This window comes from Paenibacillus algicola (genome assembly GCF_005577435.1).
GTDB lineage: Bacteria > Bacillota > Bacilli > Paenibacillales > Paenibacillaceae > Paenibacillus_AQ > Paenibacillus_AQ algicola.
Genome location: NZ_CP040396.1, coordinates 3,717,271 through 3,737,657, shown reverse-complemented (window position 1 = coordinate 3,737,657; position 20,387 = coordinate 3,717,271). Strand labels below are relative to the sequence as shown.

Genomic DNA, 20,387 nt, shown 5'->3' with positions numbered 1-20,387 from the left:
TCAAATGATGGAAAGTATGAGAGAATGGGAGAAATTCTCGCTGTACTCATGATTTTCATTGTAAACAAGGGAGGAAATACCTAATGTCAGAGCAACGCAAGCTGTCTATTGAAACCCTGGCGGTACACGCCGGACAGGAGATTGATCCCACGACGATGTCGCGGGCAGTTCCGCTGTATCAGACCACGTCCTATGGCTTTCGTGATAGTGATCACGCCGCCAATCTGTTTTCATTGAAGGAATTCGGCAATATTTACACCCGGATCATGAATCCGACCACGGATGTATTCGAGCAGCGGATCGCTGCACTGGAAGGCGGAGCCGGAGCCCTGGCTACAGCGTCCGGACAGGCGGCGATCACCTTCTCCATCCTGAACATTGCCGGTGCCGGAGATGAAATCGTATCGGCTTCGAGTCTGTACGGAGGCACATACAACCTGTTCTCGACGACGCTTGCGAAGCTGGGCATCAAGGTCCATTTCGTAGACTCCTCAAATCCGGACAATTTCCGCAAGCATATCAATGAGAACACGAAGGCACTGTACGCCGAGACGATTGGCAATCCGCAGGGCAACGTGCTGGACATTGAGGCGGTTGCAGCGATTGCGCATGAGCACGGTATTCCGCTGATCGTGGACAACACATTCCCAAGCCCGTATCTGCTTCGTCCGATTGAGCATGGCGCAGACATCGTGGTTCATTCCGCAACCAAGTTCATTGGCGGCCATGGCACGTCCATTGGCGGGATCATTGTGGACAGCGGCAAATTCAACTGGGCCGAAAGCGGCAAGTTCCAAGGCTTGACTGAGCCGGACCCGAGCTATCATGGCGTGGTATACACGGAAGCGGTAGGACCGCTGGCATACATCATCAAGGCCAGAGTACAGCTGCTGCGTGACATCGGCGCGTCCATCTCCCCGTTCAATTCCTGGATGCTGCTTCAAGGCCTGGAAACCTTGCATCTGCGCATGGAGCGTCATAGCGAGAATGCCAAGAAGGTTGCCGAATTCCTGGAGCAGCATGATGCGGTTGAATGGGTCAGCTATGCGGGATTGGCAAGCCATCCTTCCTACAGCCTGGCTCAGAAATATTTGCCTAAAGGCCAGGGCGCAATCCTGACCTTCGGCATCAAGGGTGGAACCGAAGCGGGCCGCAAGGTCATTGAGAACGTGAAGCTGTTCTCTCACCTGGCGAACGTCGGTGATTCCAAGTCTCTCATTATTCATCCTGCGAGCACGACACATCAACAGCTGACGGCTGAAGAGCAGGTGGCGGCCGGCGTTAATCCGGAGCTGCTTCGGATTTCCGTGGGTACGGAGTCCATTGATGATATCTTGTATGATCTGGAGCAGGCACTGGCTGCAAGCCAGGCGTAAGCTGACATTATCATTACACAATATGACCAAGACCCATCAAGCATGGTGAACAACCGCTTGATGGGTCTTTTTGCGCGCAGGTTCATCTTCAGAAAGATGGGGGAAAGCCGTATATTTTGGGGCCCGGGACAATAATCTGGTATGGAGGCGGCAGCATGAATACGATACCATTCACGAAAAGGGGTAGAGTCTCATGACAGAAGCGAAACGGACACAAGGTGCCGAGCAAGGGAAGCGCTTTTATGATCGGTTTGCCCGAAAGGAATGGGAGCGTAATTCCGGGCAGGGACTCGATCTGACCGGGCTGGGAGAGCTGGCAGCCGGCAAGGGTGTCACGCATGAGGAGGCTTTACTGCTGCTGGCTCAGCCTGATGATATAGAGTCGATCCTCGCTCAGAGGCTGGGCGCAGCCTCCAGCGATGAAGCTTCGCTGCAGCGTCTGCTGAGCTGGAGTGACGGCCAGCGCCGCCTGCGGGTGACGAGCCGCGCGGACTCCGTGGCCAGGGCTTGCGCCGGTCTCCAGCGGGGGGCTCAGGGCATTGGCTTGCTCCGGGGTGAAGAGCTGCTGCGGGACGAAAGCCTGCTGGCCGTGTATGAGGCATGGCTCTCATGCACGGAGGACGAGGAGGAAAGAAAGCTCAAGCGTGGGCGCTTGGTGTATTTATGGACAGAGTCCTGGATCAGACTGCTTCAGGCCGCAGACGGCAAGCCTTGCTCCGTCAGTCTCGCCTGGGATGCCCGGCAGGCTGCAGCTCCGGAGGAACGGCTAGCCCTTCAGGATGTGCAGCTGGAGGCCATGTTTCGCGCTATGCTCCGATGTGATCAGGAGGAGATTCCCTTTGAGCTTGCGCTGCTGGCGCTGTGGCCGATGCAGGAGGAGGAATGGCTGGCCGTATATGATTTCATTGAGGAAGTGGGCCGGCAGACGCTAGGAGCATGGTGGCCGGAAGCGCATTGTAAGGTAGGCGCCTTGCTGCACCCCGATGTGCGGCCTGTTGATGCTGCCGGCATTGCGCGTTCTGCAGATCTGGTCGTCATGGATATAGAGAGCGCATCGCGATTCCATCTTCTGCAGGAGCAGCAGCCGCTGGGAGGGCCTGCCCGCATAATAGAGCTGGAGGAGCCCGTCAGCGATTGGGGCGGTCCGGCGCTGCAGTGCTCCCGGCTGGAGGAGATTGTAGATATCATGCGCAGCATCAAGCCGGAGCTGGACATCCGCGCCGGGGGGGATATTCGGCCGGCCGATTTAAGAGCGGTGTATCGGCTGGGGATGAACGAGGTATGCTGTGAACCGGAATGGCTGACGGCCGTCAGACTCACCGGGTATCGCCTGGAAGCCAGTCAGCAGTCTGCCGCCTCGGCCGATGAGGCTTGACAGCAGGCTGCGAAAGGAAGACAGCGTATATATGCGTCGCGGGCCTGATTTCAGGCAGCGGCGCTTTTTTGCGTGGCGTGCCCAGCTAAGCACGCATTCTCTAGCCGGTGAAAGTCCGGTCACAGGAGGGACCAAGCCCCTGTGTAGCTAGGATACCTGCGTATGGCGAAATCTGTGCGTAGAAGCGTATCGACATAAGTACCTGTCAGAGACAGGGCGAGCAACATACCAGGCTGTAACATAAAGTGAATCCTGCCGCGTCGTCAAAAAGGCCTCGCAAGAGGGGAAGAGGAAGCCGAGTCTCGCGCATATGGACGAAGGCCATGGAAGCTGTTCAGAACTTGGAACGACAGTGAAGAATCCTCCGGCGTAAGGGGATCGGCATGGTATGAAAGAGGATGCAGTGAACTGGGGAGGCCCTCCCCTGCACGTTTTTTTTTTTGAAACCGTAAAGAGACGCTCTATAAGCCTAAAAGGTGAAGTGAACCGTCTGCAGGAAGGGAGTCCGAGGGGCTCATAGTACCGAAGAATGCAGGACAACACAACCTGCAGGAGGGAAGGAGCCCTGCTTTGTTCAAGTTTCTTAAGGAGGTACGAGTCAGTGAATGCCAAACGGCTAACAACACCAAAGGAAAACGTTCAACAACTCCAAGAGAAACTAGGTCATGCGGCCAAGGAAAACAAGAAGCGAAGGTTTCACGCGTTGTACGACAAGGTCTACCGGCTGGACATTCTTTGGGAAGCATGGCGAAGAGTACGAGCTAATAAGGGCTCGGCAGGAATAGACGGAGAGACACTGGCAGACATCGAGAAACAAGGAGAAACATGCTTTGTACACGAATGTCAACGGCTTCTTAAAGAAGGCGAGTATCATCCGCAACCCGTAAGGCGCTACTACATTCCGAAGAAGGATGGCAAAAAGCGACCGCTCGGCATTCCCACAGTGAGAGACCGCGTCATCCAGATGGCAGCGAAACTCGTCATGGAACCGATCTTCGAGGCGGATTTTCAGGAAACGTCATTCGGATTCAGGCCAAAACGAAGTGCAAAGCAAGCGTTAGATCGCATTCGGAAAGCATGCAACCGCAAAGGGAATTGGGTGGTCGACGTCGACATCCAAGGGTACTTCGACAACATTAATCAGGAGAAACTCATCAAGCTGGTAGAAATGCGAATCAGCGATAGACGAATTCTGAAGCTGTTGAGGAAGTGGCTAAGTGCGGGTGTCATGGAGGAAGGCAATGTCAGACGCTCAGATTTGGGTACACCACAAGGTGGGGTCATTTCACCACTGCTGGCGAATATCTACCTGAATTACTTTGATCTCCTGTGGGAACGGCATGGCAGTAAAATGGGGGAACTCACACGTTACGCGGACGATCTGGTGGTCATCTGCAAAACAAAGAAGGATGCAGATCGGGCGTACGAACTCATTAGAGTTATTATGGACCGCCTAGAGCTAACGTTACATCCAACCAAGACACGCATCGTTGGACTATGGACAGGAGAAGAAGGCTTTGATTTTCTAGGCATGCACCATCGAAAGACGAAAGCCGAGACATCCAAAGGCAAAGTATACTATACGACCCAGCAGTGGCTGTGTCGCAAGGCGGAAGAGCGAATCCGAGAGGTCGTGAAGGAGCGACTTGCTCCGCCGAATATGCGTCACAAGACTTTCCAGGACCACCTGGAATACTTAAACCCTAAAATACAGGGGTGGCGCAACTACTACTACACAGCTTACAGCCAAAAGAAGATGGCGAAACTGGACTGGTACATCCTCCAGCGACTAGCCAAATGGGTTGCCAAGAAACGTCAACGCACGCGATGGATGAGCTCATTACGCGAAGTGAAAGCACTGTCCTCACAATGTGGACTTAAAACGCTCTTGTGATCTGCATGCACATGAATGACGAACATCGGAAAGCCGTATGAGGGAAAACCTCACGTACGGTTTGATGAGGAGGGGCAGAATTTATCTGCCCTTTACTCTAGCAAAAAAATTTTTTTTAAAAATTAGGCGGAAGAGAGTTTACAACCAGGGGGGATCGGGGTAATATAAGTCTATAAAGTTGCACTTAGGAAAATAAATTGTATTGAGTCAAAAATGATTATCATTCTCAATTAGTATGCTGCTCCGGCCTAGCCGGGGCAGCATACGTCATTTTCAGGGCAATAAGAATGGATCTCATTCTCAAGTACAGGAGGTAATGAAGATGGAATGGACTCAAAGTAGAGGGGCACGTACACAATCACTGGCGCATCGCCAGGAGGGCCCTGAGCGCCCGAATTCCGGCGGCAAATGGGATCTTGCAAGCCTGCTTCGCAATCCCGAGGTGCTGGCCGCGCTGGGAAGCGGGGTGCTCATGCTCACAGCCTGGGCGGTCAGCTCCTGGTCGGAATGGATTTCTGTCATTCTGTATGTCATTTCCTATACCGTGGGCGGCTGGATCAAGGCGAAGGAAGGCGTGGAGACGCTGATCAAGGAGCGGGATCTCGACGTCAACCTGCTCATGATCGCAGCCGCGCTCGGTGCAGCAGCCATTGGCTATTGGAATGAAGGGGCTATGCTGATCTTCATTTTCGCGATGAGCGGAGCCTTGGAGAGCTATACGATGGAGCGGAGCCGCAAGGACATTTCCTCCCTGATGGAGCTGCAGCCCGAGACGGCGCTGCGCCTTGAAGGAGGAAGCATGGTGGAGGTTGCTGTCGGCAAGCTGGAGATCGGGGATTTGATTCTGGTGAAGCCGGGCGAGCTGATTCCGGCAGACGGCAAGGTTTATCGGGGAGGGTCCTCTGTCAATCAGTCCTCCATTACCGGGGAATCGGTTCCTTTGGAAAAAAGCGTGGGAGACGAAGTATTTGCCGGAACGCTGAATGGCGAAGGTGTGCTCTATATTGAAGTGACTCAATCTGCTGAAGCTACTGTATTTGCGAAGATTGTGAAGCTTGTCGAGGAGGCGGAGAATGAGGTTCCGCAGTCCGAGCGCTTTATCAAGCGGTTTGAGGCTATTTATGCCCGTGTGGTCGTGGGAGTCACCGCCGGTATCCTTGCGCTGGCTCCGCTGGCAGGGTGGGACTGGGACACTTCCTTCTATAAAGCCATGGTCTTTCTCGTTGTCGCATCTCCTTGTGCATTGGTATCGTCCATTATGCCAGCTATGCTGTCAGCCATCTCGAACCGGGCCCGTAAAGGCGTACTGTTCAAAGGAGGAGCGCATATCGAGAACATGGCCAAGACATCCGTCGTTGCCTTTGATAAGACCGGAACCTTAACGATGGGGTCACCGGTGGTGACGGATTTCGTGGCTGGCAGCGGAATGAGCCGGGAAGAGCTGCTGGGCATCAGTGCATCTGTAGAGAGCATGTCGAAGCATCCGCTGGCCCAAGCGGTCGTTGCCAAGGCGTCTGCGGAGGGGATTGCACTGCAGCCTGTAGAGAACGCGGAATCCATAACGGGCTGGGGAATGCAGGGTACCGTGCAGGGTACAGCATGGAGAATTGGAAAAAGCGACGTGCTTGACGGGGATGCTCTTACCCTGGATGCTCACTCGGTACGAAATGGAGAACCGGACTGGCGGGAGCTTCGCCGCAGCCTGGAAGAGGAGGGCAAGACCGTCTCAGTCATTCTTCGTGACGGACAGATGGCCGGTATGATCGGATTGCAGGATGCGGTACGTCCGCAGGCGGCGGCTGCCGTCAAGCGGCTGCAGAGCATGGGAATCCGGGTCGCGATGCTGACCGGAGACCGCAAGGCGACAGCAGATGCCATCGCGCGCCAGATCGGCGTTGATCTGGTCTTCTCTGACCTGCTGCCAGAGGATAAGGTCAAGCATGTTCGGGCGCTTCGGGAGCAGCACGGTCATGTCGTCATGGTCGGGGACGGTGTCAATGACGCTCCGGCGCTGGCCACAGCTACGGTAGGCATCGGCATGGGGATTTCGGGAAGCGGAACAGCCCTTGAGGTATCCGATGCGGTGCTGATGAATGACAACATTGAGGAAATTGCCTCCACCGTCAAAATCGCACGCCGCGCCGCAGCCATTGTGAAGCAGAACATGGTCTTTGCCGTAACGGTCATTCTGACCCTGATATCTGCCAACTTTATTCAGGGCGTTGCTCTGCCGCTGGGCGTGATCGGTCATGAAGGCAGCACCATTCTCGTGATTCTAAACGGACTGCGGCTGCTTCGAGCGAAATAAAATGTGAATGTTTGCCCCGTTTTTCTCCAGCAAGCCTGCCTGTATGATCCTAATAACGGGATCATTCAGGCAGGCTTGTTTGCTTGATGGAGAGGAATGAGGAATCATGGTAATGATTTCTTTTAATCCCTGTCTCGGGTGTTGACAGATTCTCCGGAATTAATCATAATAAGTATCAGTTTATAATGATTATAAATAAGTGATTTAGAGATACAGGAGGGAACCTTATATGTATAAATCCATTATTATCGGCACCGGTCCTGCCGGTCTGACCGCTGCCATTTACCTTGCCCGTGCTAACATGAGCCCGCTCATCATTGAAGGCCCTCAGCCCGGCGGTCAGCTGACGACCACGACCGAGGTGGAGAACTTCCCAGGCTTCATCGACGGCATTCAAGGGCCGGAGCTGATGGACAATATGCGCAAGCAGGCGGAGCGCTTCGGTGCTGAATTCCGCACAGGCTGGGTCAACAGCGTCGATACCGGCCAGCGCCCCTTCAAGCTGAACGTGGAAGGAATGGGAGAGCTTGAAGCGGACACCCTGATCATTTCTACAGGCGCTACCGCGAAGTATTTGGGCATTCCGGGAGAAGAGGAGAACGTGGGACGCGGTGTCAGCACCTGCGCAACCTGTGACGGCTTCTTTTTCCGCAACAAAGAAATTATCGTGGTTGGCGGCGGCGATTCCGCGCTGGAGGAAGCGAACTTCCTGACCCGCTTTGCCTCCAAGGTGACTCTGGTTCACCGCCGCGATGAGCTGCGCGCGTCCAAGATTATGCAGGACCGTGCAAGAGCCAATCCGAAGATTGAATGGGCGCTAAACCGTACTCCGCTGGAGGTGGTTGCAGGCGAACACGGCGTGACCGGCCTTAAGCTTCGCAACAATGAAACCGGAGCCGAGGAGGTTCTGAACGCAAGCGGTGTGTTCGTAGCGATCGGCCACCACCCGAATACCGGCTTCCTGAACGGCCAGCTGACGACAGATCCGAACGGCTACATCGTCACCAACCCTGGCACGTCCGAGACGAACGTACAAGGCATTTTCGCTTGCGGCGATGTGCAGGATACCCGCTACAGACAGGCCATTACGGCAGCCGGCAGCGGATGTATGGCAGCGATGGACTGCGAGAAATATATCGAAAGCCTGGAACATCAGGCGGTTGTGATTTAAACTGGAGAAGATCCGGGTAGTGATTACGGATGACTACATCTTTGACTGAGGTGATACAGACATGGCAAATGCAATTGTATACACATCCAGCAACTGTCCTCATTGCAAGCAGGTTAAAGGATATTTGACCGAGCAGGGGGTTGAATTCGAGGAGCGCAACATCGAGACGAATGACGAGTTTGCTCAGCAGGTTTGGGATATGGGCGTACGTGCAGTACCGCTCACCGTCATCGGCGAGCACCGCATTCTCGGGATGAACAAGCTCCAGCTGAACAAGGCGCTGGCACCGGCAGAAGGATAAGTAACAGGCTCTAAACATAAAGACATGGCATTGTGCGGGGAATCCCGCCTGTGGCCATGTCTTTATTCGTTTTCGTTTATGGGTGGTAAGAAGGTTGCCTGATCATCAGGCCGTAATTCAGGTGATTCAGGTCATCAATGAGGTTACGAGCGTAAACACCACGTAGGAGCTGACACCGGCACCCATGAGAATAAAGCCCGTCCGCTTTTTCCCTTGAAAAAACTTCATGATCGCCAGACTGAACAGCGGCGCAATGACGAGCAGGAACAGCATAACCGTCAAGAACAGCCCGCCGTCGATTTCAGACGTATTGACATAAGTCATCGTAGCTCTCTCCCTATACTACAGCGAAATTAAGATGGCATAAGCTTGCCTCAATCTCTATATTATAACGGAAATATGAAACATTATCTGCAGCCTTCAGCTACAAAATAAGGCGGTTTTGGATCATTTGGCTTGCTCACCATAGCCAACTAGCTGCTGGCTCAGAGAGTGCTGACGCGAACTGGCCCCAGAAACTGCGATACGGCCAAATATGCAGCACCGATTACGGTAGAGCGGCTGCCGAGCTCGGCAAAGGTAATCTCCATCCGTTCCCGGTGGTAAGGCAGCGTTCTCTGCGCGACGACCTCTTCCAGTGCGGAAGAAATCCAGGGACGTGCATCAGCGAGCGGGCCGCCAATGACTACACGCTGTGGATTGAAGCTGTTGACCAGATTCGTAATGCCGATCCCCAGGAAGCGGCCAATGCCGGCAAACAGGGAGATGACATCCTCATCTCCCGCGAGCGCCAGATTCGCGAGCTGCCGGGTGCGGTGTGACGGCAGGGGAGGAGACGCCTGAGTATAGGCCTTCTCCGAGGCGTACAGCTCCCAGCAGCCGCGATTGCCGCAGGAGCATGCCATGCCGTCTGCCTCAATGCTCATATGACCGGTTTCTCCGGCATAGCCCCTGGCGCCCTTGTACAGCTCTCCATGAATCATGATGCCAGAGCCGATCCCGCTGCCGGCACTGATATACAGCACATGCTCGGCATCCCGTCCCGCACCGAAGCGGAATTCTCCCTGCGCTCCTGCATTGGCCTCGTTATCGATCGTGACACTCACGCCGATTTCCTCCTCTAGCCGCTGCTGCAGCGGCACCATTTCCCAGCCCAGGTTGGGGGCAAACAGAATGTTGCCCTCGCCGTCTACCATCCCCGGCACCCCGACGCCAACCCCCACGACGCCATAGGGAGAAGGCGGAGCTTCGTGCATCAGTGCTTTAATCAGGGTGGTCATGGATTTCAGCACGAAGTCGAGATCATGACGCTCCAGCTGCTCCTCGCGTTCAAACAGTATATTTCCTTCCAAATCCGTCAGCACCCCGATCATCTGCGATAAGCGGATCTCAATGCCGACGGCGGAGCCGGCGCGGCCGCTGAACAGCAGGAGCCGGGGCTTGCGGCCGCCGCTGGATTCACCCGGACCGATCTCCTCTACCAGATGATGATCACTCAGCTCCTGAACCAGATTGGATACGGTTGCCTTGTTCAGCCCGGTAATCGTGGATACTTTCGCCCGGGAGAGGGGGGCGTGCCGGATAATCGTGTTCAGTACGATCGACCTGTTGATTTTTTTGACCAGCGCCTGGTCACCTGTAATGCTCGTCATTGTCCCAACCATCCTTCACGCTTCTCTTCCGAAATGCTTCATAATCTCCTAGTCTAGGGCGATCTCCCCCAAAAAGCAACCGCCTTCTTCCGCACATGACCCTTTAAAAAATACTTTGTTTAACCAATAGACAAAGTAGGAGTCCTTATGCTAGGATAACGGTGAAAGCGGTAACGACTTTGAACTGAATAAGGGAGGATCTTATCCATGGCCTATTTTAACCAAGTGAACAAGATTGAATTTGAAGGCAGCAAATCCACAAATCCATATGCATTTAAATTTTATAATCCGACAGAAATCGTGGCAGGCAAGACGATGGAGGAGCATCTGCGCTTTTCCATGGCATATTGGCACACCTTGACGGCAGGCGGCTCGGACCCGTTCGGGGCTGACACTGCGGTACGTCCGTGGGACGGACTGAAGGGCTTGGATCTGGCCAAGGCTCGCGTAGAAGCCGGCTTTGAATTCCTGGACAAGATGAACCTGCCTTACTTCTGCTTCCATGATATAGACATTGCGCCGGAGGGCAGCAGCCTGCGCGAGTTCTACAGCAATATTGACACGATTGCAGATTCCATCGAAGAGCATATGAAGGCAAGCGGCAAGAAGCTGCTGTGGAATACGGCAAACATGTTCAGCAATCCGCGCTTTATGCACGGGGCAGGCACAACCTGCAATGCAGACGTTTATGCTCACGCAGCGGCACAGATCAAGAAAGGGCTTGAGGTCGGCAAACGTCTGGGCGCCGAAAACTACGTATTCTGGGGCGGCCGTGAAGGCTATGAGACGCTGCTGAATACCGATATGGGCCTGGAGCTGGACAACCTGGCCCGCCTGTTCCACATGGCTGTGGACTACGCGAAGGAAATCGGCTTCGACGCCCAATTCCTGATTGAGCCGAAGCCGAAGGAGCCGACGAAGCACCAGTATGATTTTGATGCGGCGACAACGATTGCGTTCTTGCAGAAGTATGGTCTGGAGAAGCATTTCAAGCTGAACCTGGAAGCGAACCATGCGACACTGGCAGGCCATACGTTCGAGCATGAGCTTCGGGTAGCGCGCATCAATGGCATGCTGGGCTCGCTGGATGCCAATCAGGGTGATATGCTTATCGGCTGGGACACGGATGAATTCCCGGTTAACATTTATGATGCAACACTGACGCTGTACGAGGTGCTGATGAATGGCGGTCTGGGCCGCGGCGGCGTAAACTTCGATGCGAAGGTGCGTCGTCCGTCGTTTGAGTATGAGGATCTGTTCCTGGCCCATATTGCCGGAATGGACACCTATGCCAAGGGATTAAAGGTGGCAGCGAAGCTGATTGAGGACCGTGTGTTCGAGGACTTTATTGAAAAGCGCTACAGCAGCTTCCAGGAAGGCATCGGTGCTGACGTTGTGGCGGGTAAGGCTACACTCGCGTCGCTCGCCGAGTATGCTCTCCAGAACGAGAAGCCGCGCAGAAATGAATCCGGTCGCCAGGAAATGCTGAAGGGCATCCTGAACCAGTACATTTTGGCAGATTAATCAGAGACTTGTATCGTAATGACGATGCAAGGATGGTCAGGAGAGGAGTTAGGCAATGAGTTACGTCATTGGAGTAGATCTCGGCACCAGTGCGGTGAAGACCGTGCTGGTCAACCGCAGCGGCGAGGTGGTAGCGGAGCATTCGGAGAGCTATCCACTCAGCCAGCCGAAGCCCGGCTACAGCGAGCAGCGGCCGGAGGATTGGGTAGACGCGACAGTGATCTCTTTAAAAAAGCTGATGCACGTCTCACAGGCCGCACCGGAATCCGTAGAAGGACTGAGCTTCTCAGGACAGATGCACGGACTGGTGCTGGTTGACGGGGAAGGCGCCGTGCTGCGCCCGGCTATCCTGTGGAATGACACCCGCACGACGCAGCAGTGCCGCAGGATCGAGCAGCAGCTTCAGGGCCGTCTGCTGGACATCGCCCGAAACCGCGCGCTGGAAGGCTTTACTCTTCCGAAGCTGCTGTGGGTGCAGGAGCAGGAGCCGGATATATTCGCCCAGGCAGTCCGGCTGCTTCTCCCGAAGGATTATGTGCGTTTCCGGCTCACAGGTCAGTACGCCATGGATTATTCGGATGCAGCCGGTACGCTGATGCTGGATGTCGCCGGCAGAAGCTGGAGTAAAGACATTCTGGATGCCTTCAATCTGCCGGAAGAGCTGTGCCCGCCTCTGGTGGAATCATTTCAGCATTGCGGTACCCTGCTGCCAGAGATCGCAGAGCAGTCCGGTTTACTGTCCTCCACCTCTGTATATGCCGGGGGAGCCGACAATGCCTGCGGGGCGCTGGGCGCCGGGATTCTGGAGGAGGGCAAGACTATGTGCAGCATCGGCACCTCGGGCGTCATCCTGTCCTTTGAGGAGCGGCGGGATGTCGATCTGGAGGGCCGGGTTCACTTTTTCAATCATAGCGAGCCGGATGCATTTTATGTGATGGGAGTTACACTCGCGGCCGGCTACAGTCTGGACTGGTTCAAAAAAACATTCGCGCCCGGCATCTCCTTCCAGGAGCTGCTAAGCGGTGTAGAAGCCGTGCCTGCCGGCAGCAGCGGACTGCTCTTTACGCCTTATATCGCAGGCGAACGAACACCGCATCCCGATGCAGAAATTCGCGGCAGCTTTATCGGGATGGATGTCAGCCATAAGCTTCCCCATTTCACACGTGCCGTGCTGGAGGGGATTACCTTTTCGCTCCGGGAGTCTGTAGAGCTACTGCGAGCCTCGGGCAAGGACGTGAATACCATCATCTCCATCGGGGGTGGAGCGAAGAATGAGGTCTGGCTTCAAATGCAGGCCAATATTTTTAACGCTGAGATCGTAAAGCTTGCAAGTGAGCAGGGACCGGCGATGGGAGCGGCGATGCTGGCTGCGTACGGCAGCGGCTGGTTTAAGAGCCTGCAGGCCTGCGCTGAAGAGTTCCTGCAGGAAGCGGTGCGTTATACGCCGCAGCCTGAAGTCGTGGAGAAGTACGAGGAGCTGTTCAAGCTATATCAGGATGTATATCCACAAACCCAAAGCCTCAGTGCTGCACTGGCGAAGCATCGGTAACAGCACGCTATAGCAATCCCCCCTTAACGGCTGAGGCCGGAAAGGGGGGATTTGCTTTTTTCGTCAGAAAGATGAGACTCAAAGCTTTGTTAGCTGAAGAAAGGAGGCCTTTTTAAGACCAGAGTCATAAGGAAGTAAGCTTCCTAGTATGGTATAATCTGTAATGTTAGTAAAAACATATGGATCGCCGTATGATCGAAGGGAGCCAAACTATTGAAGTCATCGACACGTTCAAAGAAGGCAATGGCCGTGACGTCTACCGCCTGTGCTCTGGCCGCCATGTTATGTATATCTCCGGCAGCATGGGGAGCGGAGGCTATCGATCCGGATGTAAAGGCCAGGCTGGCCCAAGCGGCCGGAGAGCTTCCCGCTGCAGGTCAAAAGACCCTGATTGGAAGTACAGAGCTGCCAGAGGGAGCGAAGATTTCATCCGCAGAGGCGGAGCAGCGTGTCCATAAGCTGTTCCCGGTGACAAGCCAGGCCAAGCTGGTGCAATCCAGCTTTCGCGAGGAGAAGTCATTGGGGGAGGTGGTGATCTGGGATCTGCAATTTGACTATCAGCTGGGTACTTACGGCACAGGCTTTCATGCCTCTGTAAATGCCGTTACGGGGGATGTCATTTCTATACATATACCCGAGCGGCTGTTCAGCACCTCCGAGAATCAGACGGCATTAAGCCGGGAGCAGGCAGAACAACGGGCCAAGGCGTGGATACAGAGCCATTTTCCGGATGTGGACACCAAGCAGCTTACATCTCACCATCCAGGCTACGGCATGGAGGCGTTGTTCTCTCCGGTAAATTATTATTTTCAATATAAAGGTTCATATAACGGCATTCCATCAGACGGGGATATGCTCAGTCTCAGTGTGAATGCAGAAGGCAGCATTACTTCCTTTAATCGCTACAATACCGCTGTTAAGCCGAAGGTGACGAAGCCAGGCATTACAGCCGAGCAAGCGCGTGAGCAGCTGAAGAAGCAATTTGGGCTGGAGCTCGTCTACATGCCGGAGAAAATGCAGCATTATCGCAGCCGGACCACTCCGGAGTATTACCTGGCCTGGGCACCGGGTGACCAATCCATGTCTGCGATTGACGCCGCTACCGGCAAGCCCATGGATGATACAGGCAAGCAGATGACCGATCCCGCAGTGCAGCCAACACCGGTAACAAGCAAGAAGGCTCCGTTCAAACCGGCAGTGAAGCCGCTTTCGAAAGCGGCCGACGCGACCACAATTTTGAATGACCATTTTGACATTCCGAAGGATTACAAGCTGCATAGCAGCTCCCTGGGAGAGAGCTATCATAACGGCAGGCAGGTATGGAGCTTAAGCTACAGTCCATCATCTCAATTCATGGGAACCCATCTGTCAGCAGAGGTGGACGCCGTAACAGGACAGATTTATTCGATGAATGAACATCGGTATCATGAGCTCGGTGACTCCAAGCCGCAGACCACCTCGGCCAAGCTCACGAAGGCGCAGGCCCAGCAGCAGGCGATGGACCTGGTCATGGAGATCGTTCCGAATGCCGCGGCTGAATACAAGCTGACCGAGATCAGGGCTCTGGAGAGCACATTCCCGGGTCAGGCGTATTATTATGTAACCTTTACCCGATATGCCGGCGAGATAAAAATTTGGGGTGAATCCATTACGGTTGGCATGGATGCTGAAGGCAAGGTAAGTAACTATCACTTCCGCTCCAATGTGGAGCTGAAGGAGCTGCCGGTGGCATCCAAGCCTAACGTGACCCAGGATCAGGCAAGAAAGACTTATCTGGAACAAATTCAGCTGATGCTGAAATTTATCCAGTACGGAGGCTACACCAGCCCGACCGGTCATGAGCCGCTTTCGTTAAAGCTGGCATATGCGCCGAGCTACGGACAGAACGAGCTTTACACGATGAAGATGATCGATGCGGTGACGGGCAAATGGCGCAATGGCGGGTATTACTATGGAAATAGCGAGTCTTCAGAAGGTTTCAATGCGGTAGATATTGAAGGGCATGCCTCCCACAAGGCACTGGAGAAGCTGCTGGAGTTCCGCGTGCTGGTCCCGGATGAGCAGAACAAGGTGTATCCGGATCAACAGATCACCACGGGAGAATGGTTCGACATGGCAGCGCGGTCGCTGAGCCCGGATTATGAGGGTTCTAGCATCGGAATGTATGATCCGTTTCCGTACGGCAGCCTGCAGCCGGAATCCAAATATTATGAAGCGGTATACTTGATGGTGTCCCGGGACTGGCTGCCGCGTGAAGCCTCGCCTTCATTTAGTGTGGAGGGAAAGCTAACGCGGGATGAGCTCGCTGTGCTGCTGATGAAGATGCTGAAGTATGACAAGCTGGCTGAAGCCTTTGGCGCCTCGGATCTGGACGCGGGTGCGGCAGACGTTTCACAAATCAAGCAGCCGGGAGCGGCACTGTTCGCCGTGAAGCTGAATCTGCTGCCGCTTCGGGACGGCAAATTCCTGCCGAATCAGGTCGTAACGCGCGCTGAAGCTGCGGAGGTGCTGGTCAAGCTGGCTGATCTGAGAGGCAAGAGCGATAGTTTCCTGAATCATATGAACTATTAGATCTGCACGAGCCACTTGCTCTCATTCCACATAGGCGTCTATGAAACCGCTCCTTGTCTAGATGGCAGGCTTAGTCACTTCCATCCTAACCAAGAGCGGTTTCTTTGTGTTGTCTGATGGTTAAGGACCGAAAATCTGCTGGACCCGGGGCAAGAATAGGACGTTGTAACTCCAGGCATTGTGCTACAATAGATACAAGAAAATACGCTGAATGTTTTGGCAGGCTTGTAAATAATCATGAAGAAAGAACAAGCGTTATTTATTAATCGAAGCGAAGGAAAGGGCGGGGTACCCATGAAATGGAACCGGGCACTGCTGAGTAAGCTGATGCTGACCGGGACCTTGGCGGTGACGGTGGCTGCCGTGCCAGAATCGGCGGAAGTGAGCAATGTCCATGCGACGACGGATAAGACGGTCACGACATCGGTCGATGACATCAGGCAGAAGCTGCTCACGGCAATGAATAGCCGGGAAGCCTACCTGCGCTTTGTCTATCAGGGACAGACCAAGTCACTCAAAGCCCATCTGAAGAACGCGCTGGATCAAGCGATGGACAGTGACCCTTACATTCATTATACCATTGCAAGCTACAGCTACGATTACCGCGGCACCTCCTCATCGGCAGACGTCACAGTCCGGTTAACCTACCGGGAAACCGCGGAGCAGACACGGTATGTGGACCGCAGGGTGAAGGATATTCTGGCCGCGGTCATCAAGCCGGGCATGAGCAGCCATGAGAAGGTGAAGGCCATTAACGACTGGGTAGTGCTCAACCTGAAATATGACACATCCCTGAAGAAATATACGGCATATGACGGGCTCAGCACGGGAAGTACGGTGTGCCAGGGATATTCCCTGCTTACCTACAAGCTGCTGAAGTCGGCCGGAATCGAGAACAAGATTGTGGAGGGCACGGCCTATCCCTCGGGAAGCGGCCAGGGCCAGCTGCACGCCTGGAATCTTGTGAAGCTGGACGGGAAGTGGTATCACCTTGATACGACCTGGAATGATCCGGTCCCGAACCGGGAAGGAAAGGTATCCTACACTCATTATTTACGGAGTGATGCCCAGATGGCGAAGGATCATACCTGGGTTAAATCCTACCCTGCGGCTAGTACCTCATACAGCACGACCCTGAACGCCCTGGCCTCGAAGCCATCCTCCAAAGCGGCAGCCTACCGTGCATTGATTCAGGCGCTGGAGTATGATCTTCATGATCCCAAAGCAGCCATACGCACGTATGACCAGCTTCATGCGAAGGTGAATGCCGCCGTCAAAAAAAATCAACAGGAGCTCGTCTTCCGATACGATGGCGAGGAGCGCGGCCTGCTTGCTCTGCTGCAGGAGCTGCAGCGTAAAGCTGGTGTCGGCACGATCCGCTATTATCATGACAGCCTGGAGGACAGTGATGATCTGAAGGTACACATCTCCTGGTGAACCTAATATAATGCTATCTTTAAGGCAAGCGTCGAGTATCGACCACGCAAATAACATCATCCACAAAGCAAATGGCGGTGCCAGGATAAATCCCCGGCACCGCCATTTATTGATTTTCACCCGTGAATGTTTACTTGGCAGGCGTTGAGAAATCGCAGTCTTCTAGCGGCACGAGCTTGCTGGTACGAAACAGCTTGTACCCGAACCAGATGGCGAAGAACAGCGGTATACTGACATAGGTGGCAATCAGCGTGGACCAGCTGATCTCTCCGCTGAAATCACCTTGGCCGATAATGGCCACAATGCAGAGCAGGAACGCAAACAGCGGACCAAACGGGAACCAGCGCGCCCGGAAGGGCAGCTCGTTGAGATCCCGTCCCTGAGCAGTATAAGCCTTGCGGAAGCGATAATGGCTTACCGCGATCGCGAGCCAGTTAATAAAGCCGCACATGCCGGAAGCGTTCAGCAGCCAGATATACACCTGACCGTCACCGAAGAATGAGGCCAGGAAAGCGAGCATGCCGATGGACGCCGTAACCGTGAGCGCAGCCACGGGCACCCCCCGGCTGTTCAGGCGGCTCAGCCAGCGCGGCGCCATCCCTTGCTTCGCCATGGCATACAGCACGCGAGTCGAGGCGTACATGCCCGAGTTGCCGGCAGACAGCACCGAGCTCAAAATAATTGCATTCATGACAGAGGCAGCAAAGGCCAGGCCAGCTTTTTCGAATACGAGAGTGAAGGGGCTGACACTAATGCTGTTAACGTCTGATTGCAGCAGGCTGGGATCACTATACGGGATCAGCAGACCGATGACAAAGATGGCAAAGATATAGAAGATGAGGATGCGCCAGAATACCTGGCGAATCGCCCGGGGCACGTTCTGCCGCGGGTTCTCGCTTTCCCCTGCGGCAACGCCGATCAGCTCGGTTCCCTGAAAGGAGAAGCCTGCCGCCATAAAGACGCCGATCAGTGCGAAGAGCCCTCCGTGCATCGAGCCGCCGCCATCAAGATTAAAGTTCGTAAATCCGACCGACTCCCCGCCCAGAATGCCAAAGATCATCATCACACCTGTAATCAGAAAAATAATGACGGTAACCACCTTGATCATGGCAAACCAATATTCAGACTCTCCGTACCCTTTGGCTGACAACACATTCAGCCCGTACATAATGCCCAGGAAGAGCAGGCTCCAGATGAAGGACGGGCTGTCCGGAAACCAGAATTTAATAATGACCGTCGCTGCAGCCAGCTCCGCCGCGATGGTGACGGCCCAGTTGTACCAGAAGTTCCAGCCGACCGCAAAGCCGAACGCCGGGCTGACATACCGGGTGGCATAGGTGCTGAAGGCACCGGCGTCCGGCAGGAAGGTGGCCAGCTCTCCCAGACTGGTCATTAGAAAATAAACCATCAGGCCTACAGCGGCATAGGCCAGCAGCGCACCGCCAGGTCCGGCAGAAGCGATGGCACCGCCGCTCGCGAGAAACAGACCCGTGCCGATCGAGCCTCCAAGGGCAATCATCGTCATGTGGCGGGCTTTGAAGCTGGGCTTCAGTGAGGTCGCAGGTAATTTATGGCGTCTCATGATTCTAACACTCCTTCTTTCTGATAAAAAATGCCTGTCCGCGGTCGATAAACGCCGCAAAAAAAGCCTGCAGTATACACTGCAGGCCGAAAATACAGCCTCATGTTACTAAGCAATAGCACACCGCGCCTCGCAAGAGAGACACGACAGTTCCGTCCGTCGGATTCCAACAGAGATTTGAACAGAGTCTAAGTATAAAAGACATCCCATCTGTAATGCAATGGTTTTATTTGACATCCTTTGTCCGTTTCGCCATCTGCTGCCATACCGTTCCGGCAGCCTCTTCACCGGATTGAATGCGCTCCAGCGCCATCCTTGCCTGCAGGCTGACCTCAAACTCCGGATCCTCCGCCGCTTCGGTCAGCGCCCCGGAGGCTTCCTCCGTGCCCACTTCATACAGGAAGCGGGCCGCACGCCAGCGGACCAGCTTGCTGCTGTCCTTCAGCGCCTGAATCATGACCGGTGTAGCCGCCGGGTCTCCAATGTCAGACAGCGTATCGCCTGCTGTACGGCGAACCGCCGGCGATTCATCGGCCATCGCTTGCTGCAGCAGGGCCATGGCTTCCGGTGTGCGGAAGTCGCCCAGATATACGATCGCCAAGCGCCGGATTTGCATCTTGGAATCAGACAGCGCCTGCTTCAGAAGCGGCAGATGACGCTCCTCTGGCTCCAGCACGTCCAGTGCGGCATAGCGGACGCGCCAGTCGGAATCCTTCATGGCGGCGGCCGTCTCCTCATCGCTCAGCTTGCGCCGCTGCTCGATAAACTCCTCTTCGGCGGCGCCATGGGCGATAGCCTGTGACACGACCTTATCCAGCCGCTCCTGCGGGAAGGCGGCTTCAAGCTCCTGCTCGACCTCACGGGCGATGTCGGCCAGCTCACCATAGCGGACGCCGTAATCCTTCAGCTTGCGCTCCTTGATCATCGTGTTGGACGCCACCTGGGTGACTGCCTCTGTAAAGCGCTGCGACAAGCCGATCCGTTCTTCCTGCAGCGCACTCTTGACGCGGATCTGCATCGGGATGCCGCGGAAGAATTGGACGAATACCTCAGCTTCGCCAAAAGCGCCGGCAGCTTCCTCGCTTCCTCCGGCCTGCAGCCCTTCCTGTCCGAACTTCTCCTGCACCTCGCTCAGAATTGCCTGCCAATCGGCGCTGCCCTTGCGGTCCAGCGCGATAAAGTCCAGGGTGTGGAAGATGCTCTTCACGCCCTGAATATGCAGCAGCTCGCGGATCCACGCAGGAGCAGAACGTTCATTATCCAGGGTATATGTTTTGCGGATTCCCGGTTCCAGGGATTCGTCAAGATGAAGCTTCATGGAATTTGGACTGGGGGTAGGCTCAATAAATGTAATTTTCATGAGATTAGACGTACCTCCTTTTCCTTCATCTCTATATTGTACCTCTTTTAGGGCGCAGAAAAAACCTGGCGTCACAAGATCACATCAAATCTTCAGCTTGCACACATTTTACAAATTTGGCGGATAAAAAGAAGAGGGGCTTGTCAAACTGTATACATCAGACTGCAGGAGGCCGCAGGCAAAGGGAGGTGCAGGAACGATGAACATCCGGCAGGAGAAGAAGCTCGCTGCGGTGTGCTTTGTATCAGCAGCCATCATGCTCTATGCAACCGTGAAGGCACTGATCC

The 20,387-nt window shown here is 54.6% G+C and carries 14 protein-coding genes; 10 read left to right on the top strand and 4 right to left on the bottom strand.

Annotated elements, in window-relative coordinates:
• The first annotated feature begins 83 nt into the window (after window positions 1-83).
• The 6 genes from E6C60_RS17615 (at window position 84) to E6C60_RS17590 (ending at window position 8,425) form a co-directional block, all read left to right on the top strand.
• Window positions 84-1,376: a homocysteine synthase gene (locus tag E6C60_RS17615; RefSeq protein WP_138227017.1), complete on the top strand. Its 1,293-nt coding sequence runs from the start codon at window positions 84-86 to the stop codon at window positions 1,374-1,376.
• 193 nt (window positions 1,377-1,569) lie between these two features.
• Window positions 1,570-2,751 carry a hypothetical protein gene (locus E6C60_RS17610; RefSeq protein WP_138227016.1) on the top strand — a complete coding sequence of 394 codons (1,182 nt, stop codon included), beginning with the start codon at window positions 1,570-1,572 and terminating at the stop codon, window positions 2,749-2,751.
• Between the two features lie 601 nt (window positions 2,752-3,352).
• The gene (gene ltrA, locus E6C60_RS17605) at window positions 3,353-4,645 is read left to right on the top strand and encodes a group II intron reverse transcriptase/maturase (protein WP_138226044.1); all 1,293 of its coding nucleotides are present in this window, start codon (window positions 3,353-3,355) and stop codon (window positions 4,643-4,645) included.
• Between the two features lie 322 nt (window positions 4,646-4,967).
• Window positions 4,968-6,953 carry a heavy metal translocating P-type ATPase gene (locus tag E6C60_RS17600; protein WP_138227015.1) on the top strand — a complete coding sequence of 662 codons (1,986 nt, stop codon included), beginning with the start codon at window positions 4,968-4,970 and terminating at the stop codon, window positions 6,951-6,953.
• Between the two features lie 229 nt (window positions 6,954-7,182).
• Entirely contained in the window at window positions 7,183-8,124 is a 942-nt protein-coding gene (gene trxB / locus E6C60_RS17595; protein WP_138227014.1) for a thioredoxin-disulfide reductase, read from the top strand.
• 61 nt (window positions 8,125-8,185) lie between these two features.
• Window positions 8,186-8,425 (top strand): glutaredoxin family protein, encoded by a 240-nt coding sequence (locus tag E6C60_RS17590; RefSeq protein WP_138227013.1) that lies wholly within the window; start codon window positions 8,186-8,188, stop codon window positions 8,423-8,425.
• A 126-nt stretch (window positions 8,426-8,551) separates the two neighbouring features.
• Here E6C60_RS17590 and E6C60_RS17585 read toward each other — a convergent pair whose 3' ends face one another.
• Together E6C60_RS17585 and E6C60_RS17580 are read right to left on the bottom strand one after the other, a co-directional pair.
• A complete protein-coding gene (locus E6C60_RS17585; protein ID WP_138227012.1) occupies window positions 8,552-8,749 on the bottom strand; it encodes a hypothetical protein in 198 nt (65 codons plus the stop codon).
• A 161-nt stretch (window positions 8,750-8,910) separates the two neighbouring features.
• Window positions 8,911-10,077, bottom strand: a complete 1,167-nt coding sequence (locus E6C60_RS17580) for an ROK family transcriptional regulator (protein ID WP_138227011.1) — start codon at window positions 10,075-10,077, stop codon at window positions 8,911-8,913.
• A 207-nt stretch (window positions 10,078-10,284) separates the two neighbouring features.
• Here E6C60_RS17580 and xylA point away from each other — a divergent pair, with 207 nt between their 5' ends.
• The 4 genes from xylA to E6C60_RS17560 all read left to right on the top strand — a co-directional run bounded on the left by xylA (window position 10,285) and on the right by E6C60_RS17560 (window position 17,158).
• A complete protein-coding gene (gene xylA / locus E6C60_RS17575; protein ID WP_138227010.1) occupies window positions 10,285-11,601 on the top strand; it encodes a xylose isomerase in 1,317 nt (438 codons plus the stop codon).
• 55 nt (window positions 11,602-11,656) lie between these two features.
• Window positions 11,657-13,150 carry a xylulokinase gene (gene xylB / locus E6C60_RS17570; RefSeq protein ID WP_138227009.1) on the top strand — a complete coding sequence of 498 codons (1,494 nt, stop codon included), beginning with the start codon at window positions 11,657-11,659 and terminating at the stop codon, window positions 13,148-13,150.
• A gap of 213 nt (window positions 13,151-13,363) precedes the next feature.
• Window positions 13,364-15,721: a YcdB/YcdC domain-containing protein gene (locus E6C60_RS17565; RefSeq protein WP_138227008.1), complete on the top strand. Its 2,358-nt coding sequence runs from the start codon at window positions 13,364-13,366 to the stop codon at window positions 15,719-15,721.
• Window positions 15,722-15,958: 237 nt separating this feature from the next.
• Complete coding sequence (locus E6C60_RS17560; RefSeq protein ID WP_233281050.1) at window positions 15,959-17,158, top strand: transglutaminase domain-containing protein; 1,200 nt, start codon at window positions 15,959-15,961, stop codon at window positions 17,156-17,158.
• A gap of 130 nt (window positions 17,159-17,288) precedes the next feature.
• On the opposite strand, the gene E6C60_RS17555 is transcribed toward E6C60_RS17560, so the two are convergent.
• Both E6C60_RS17555 and E6C60_RS17550 read right to left on the bottom strand, forming a co-directional pair.
• On the bottom strand, window positions 17,289-18,740 hold the full coding sequence (locus E6C60_RS17555) for an amino acid permease (protein WP_138227007.1): 1,452 nt from the start codon (window positions 18,738-18,740) through the stop codon (window positions 17,289-17,291).
• Window positions 18,741-18,966: 226 nt separating this feature from the next.
• Complete coding sequence (locus E6C60_RS17550; protein WP_138227006.1) at window positions 18,967-20,100, bottom strand: virulence factor; 1,134 nt, start codon at window positions 20,098-20,100, stop codon at window positions 18,967-18,969.
• Between the last annotated feature and the right edge of the window lie 287 nt (window positions 20,101-20,387).

Coding starts and splice junctions, on each gene's coding strand:
- E6C60_RS17615 (WP_138227017.1), top strand. CDS start 84: ATGTCAGAGCAACGCAAGCTGTCTATTGAAACCCTGGCGGTACACGCC.
- E6C60_RS17610 (WP_138227016.1), top strand. CDS start 1,570: ATGACAGAAGCGAAACGGACACAAGGTGCCGAGCAAGGGAAGCGCTTT.
- E6C60_RS17600 (WP_138227015.1), top strand. CDS start 4,968: ATGGAATGGACTCAAAGTAGAGGGGCACGTACACAATCACTGGCGCAT.
- trxB (WP_138227014.1), top strand. CDS start 7,183: ATGTATAAATCCATTATTATCGGCACCGGTCCTGCCGGTCTGACCGCT.
- E6C60_RS17590 (WP_138227013.1), top strand. CDS start 8,186: ATGGCAAATGCAATTGTATACACATCCAGCAACTGTCCTCATTGCAAG.
- E6C60_RS17585 (WP_138227012.1), bottom strand. CDS start 8,749: ATGACTTATGTCAATACGTCTGAAATCGACGGCGGGCTGTTCTTGACG.
- E6C60_RS17580 (WP_138227011.1), bottom strand. CDS start 10,077: ATGACGAGCATTACAGGTGACCAGGCGCTGGTCAAAAAAATCAACAGG.
- xylA (WP_138227010.1), top strand. CDS start 10,285: ATGGCCTATTTTAACCAAGTGAACAAGATTGAATTTGAAGGCAGCAAA.
- xylB (WP_138227009.1), top strand. CDS start 11,657: ATGAGTTACGTCATTGGAGTAGATCTCGGCACCAGTGCGGTGAAGACC.
- E6C60_RS17560 (WP_233281050.1), top strand. CDS start 15,959: ATGAAGAAAGAACAAGCGTTATTTATTAATCGAAGCGAAGGAAAGGGC.
- E6C60_RS17555 (WP_138227007.1), bottom strand. CDS start 18,740: ATGAGACGCCATAAATTACCTGCGACCTCACTGAAGCCCAGCTTCAAA.
- E6C60_RS17550 (WP_138227006.1), bottom strand. CDS start 20,100: ATGAAAATTACATTTATTGAGCCTACCCCCAGTCCAAATTCCATGAAG.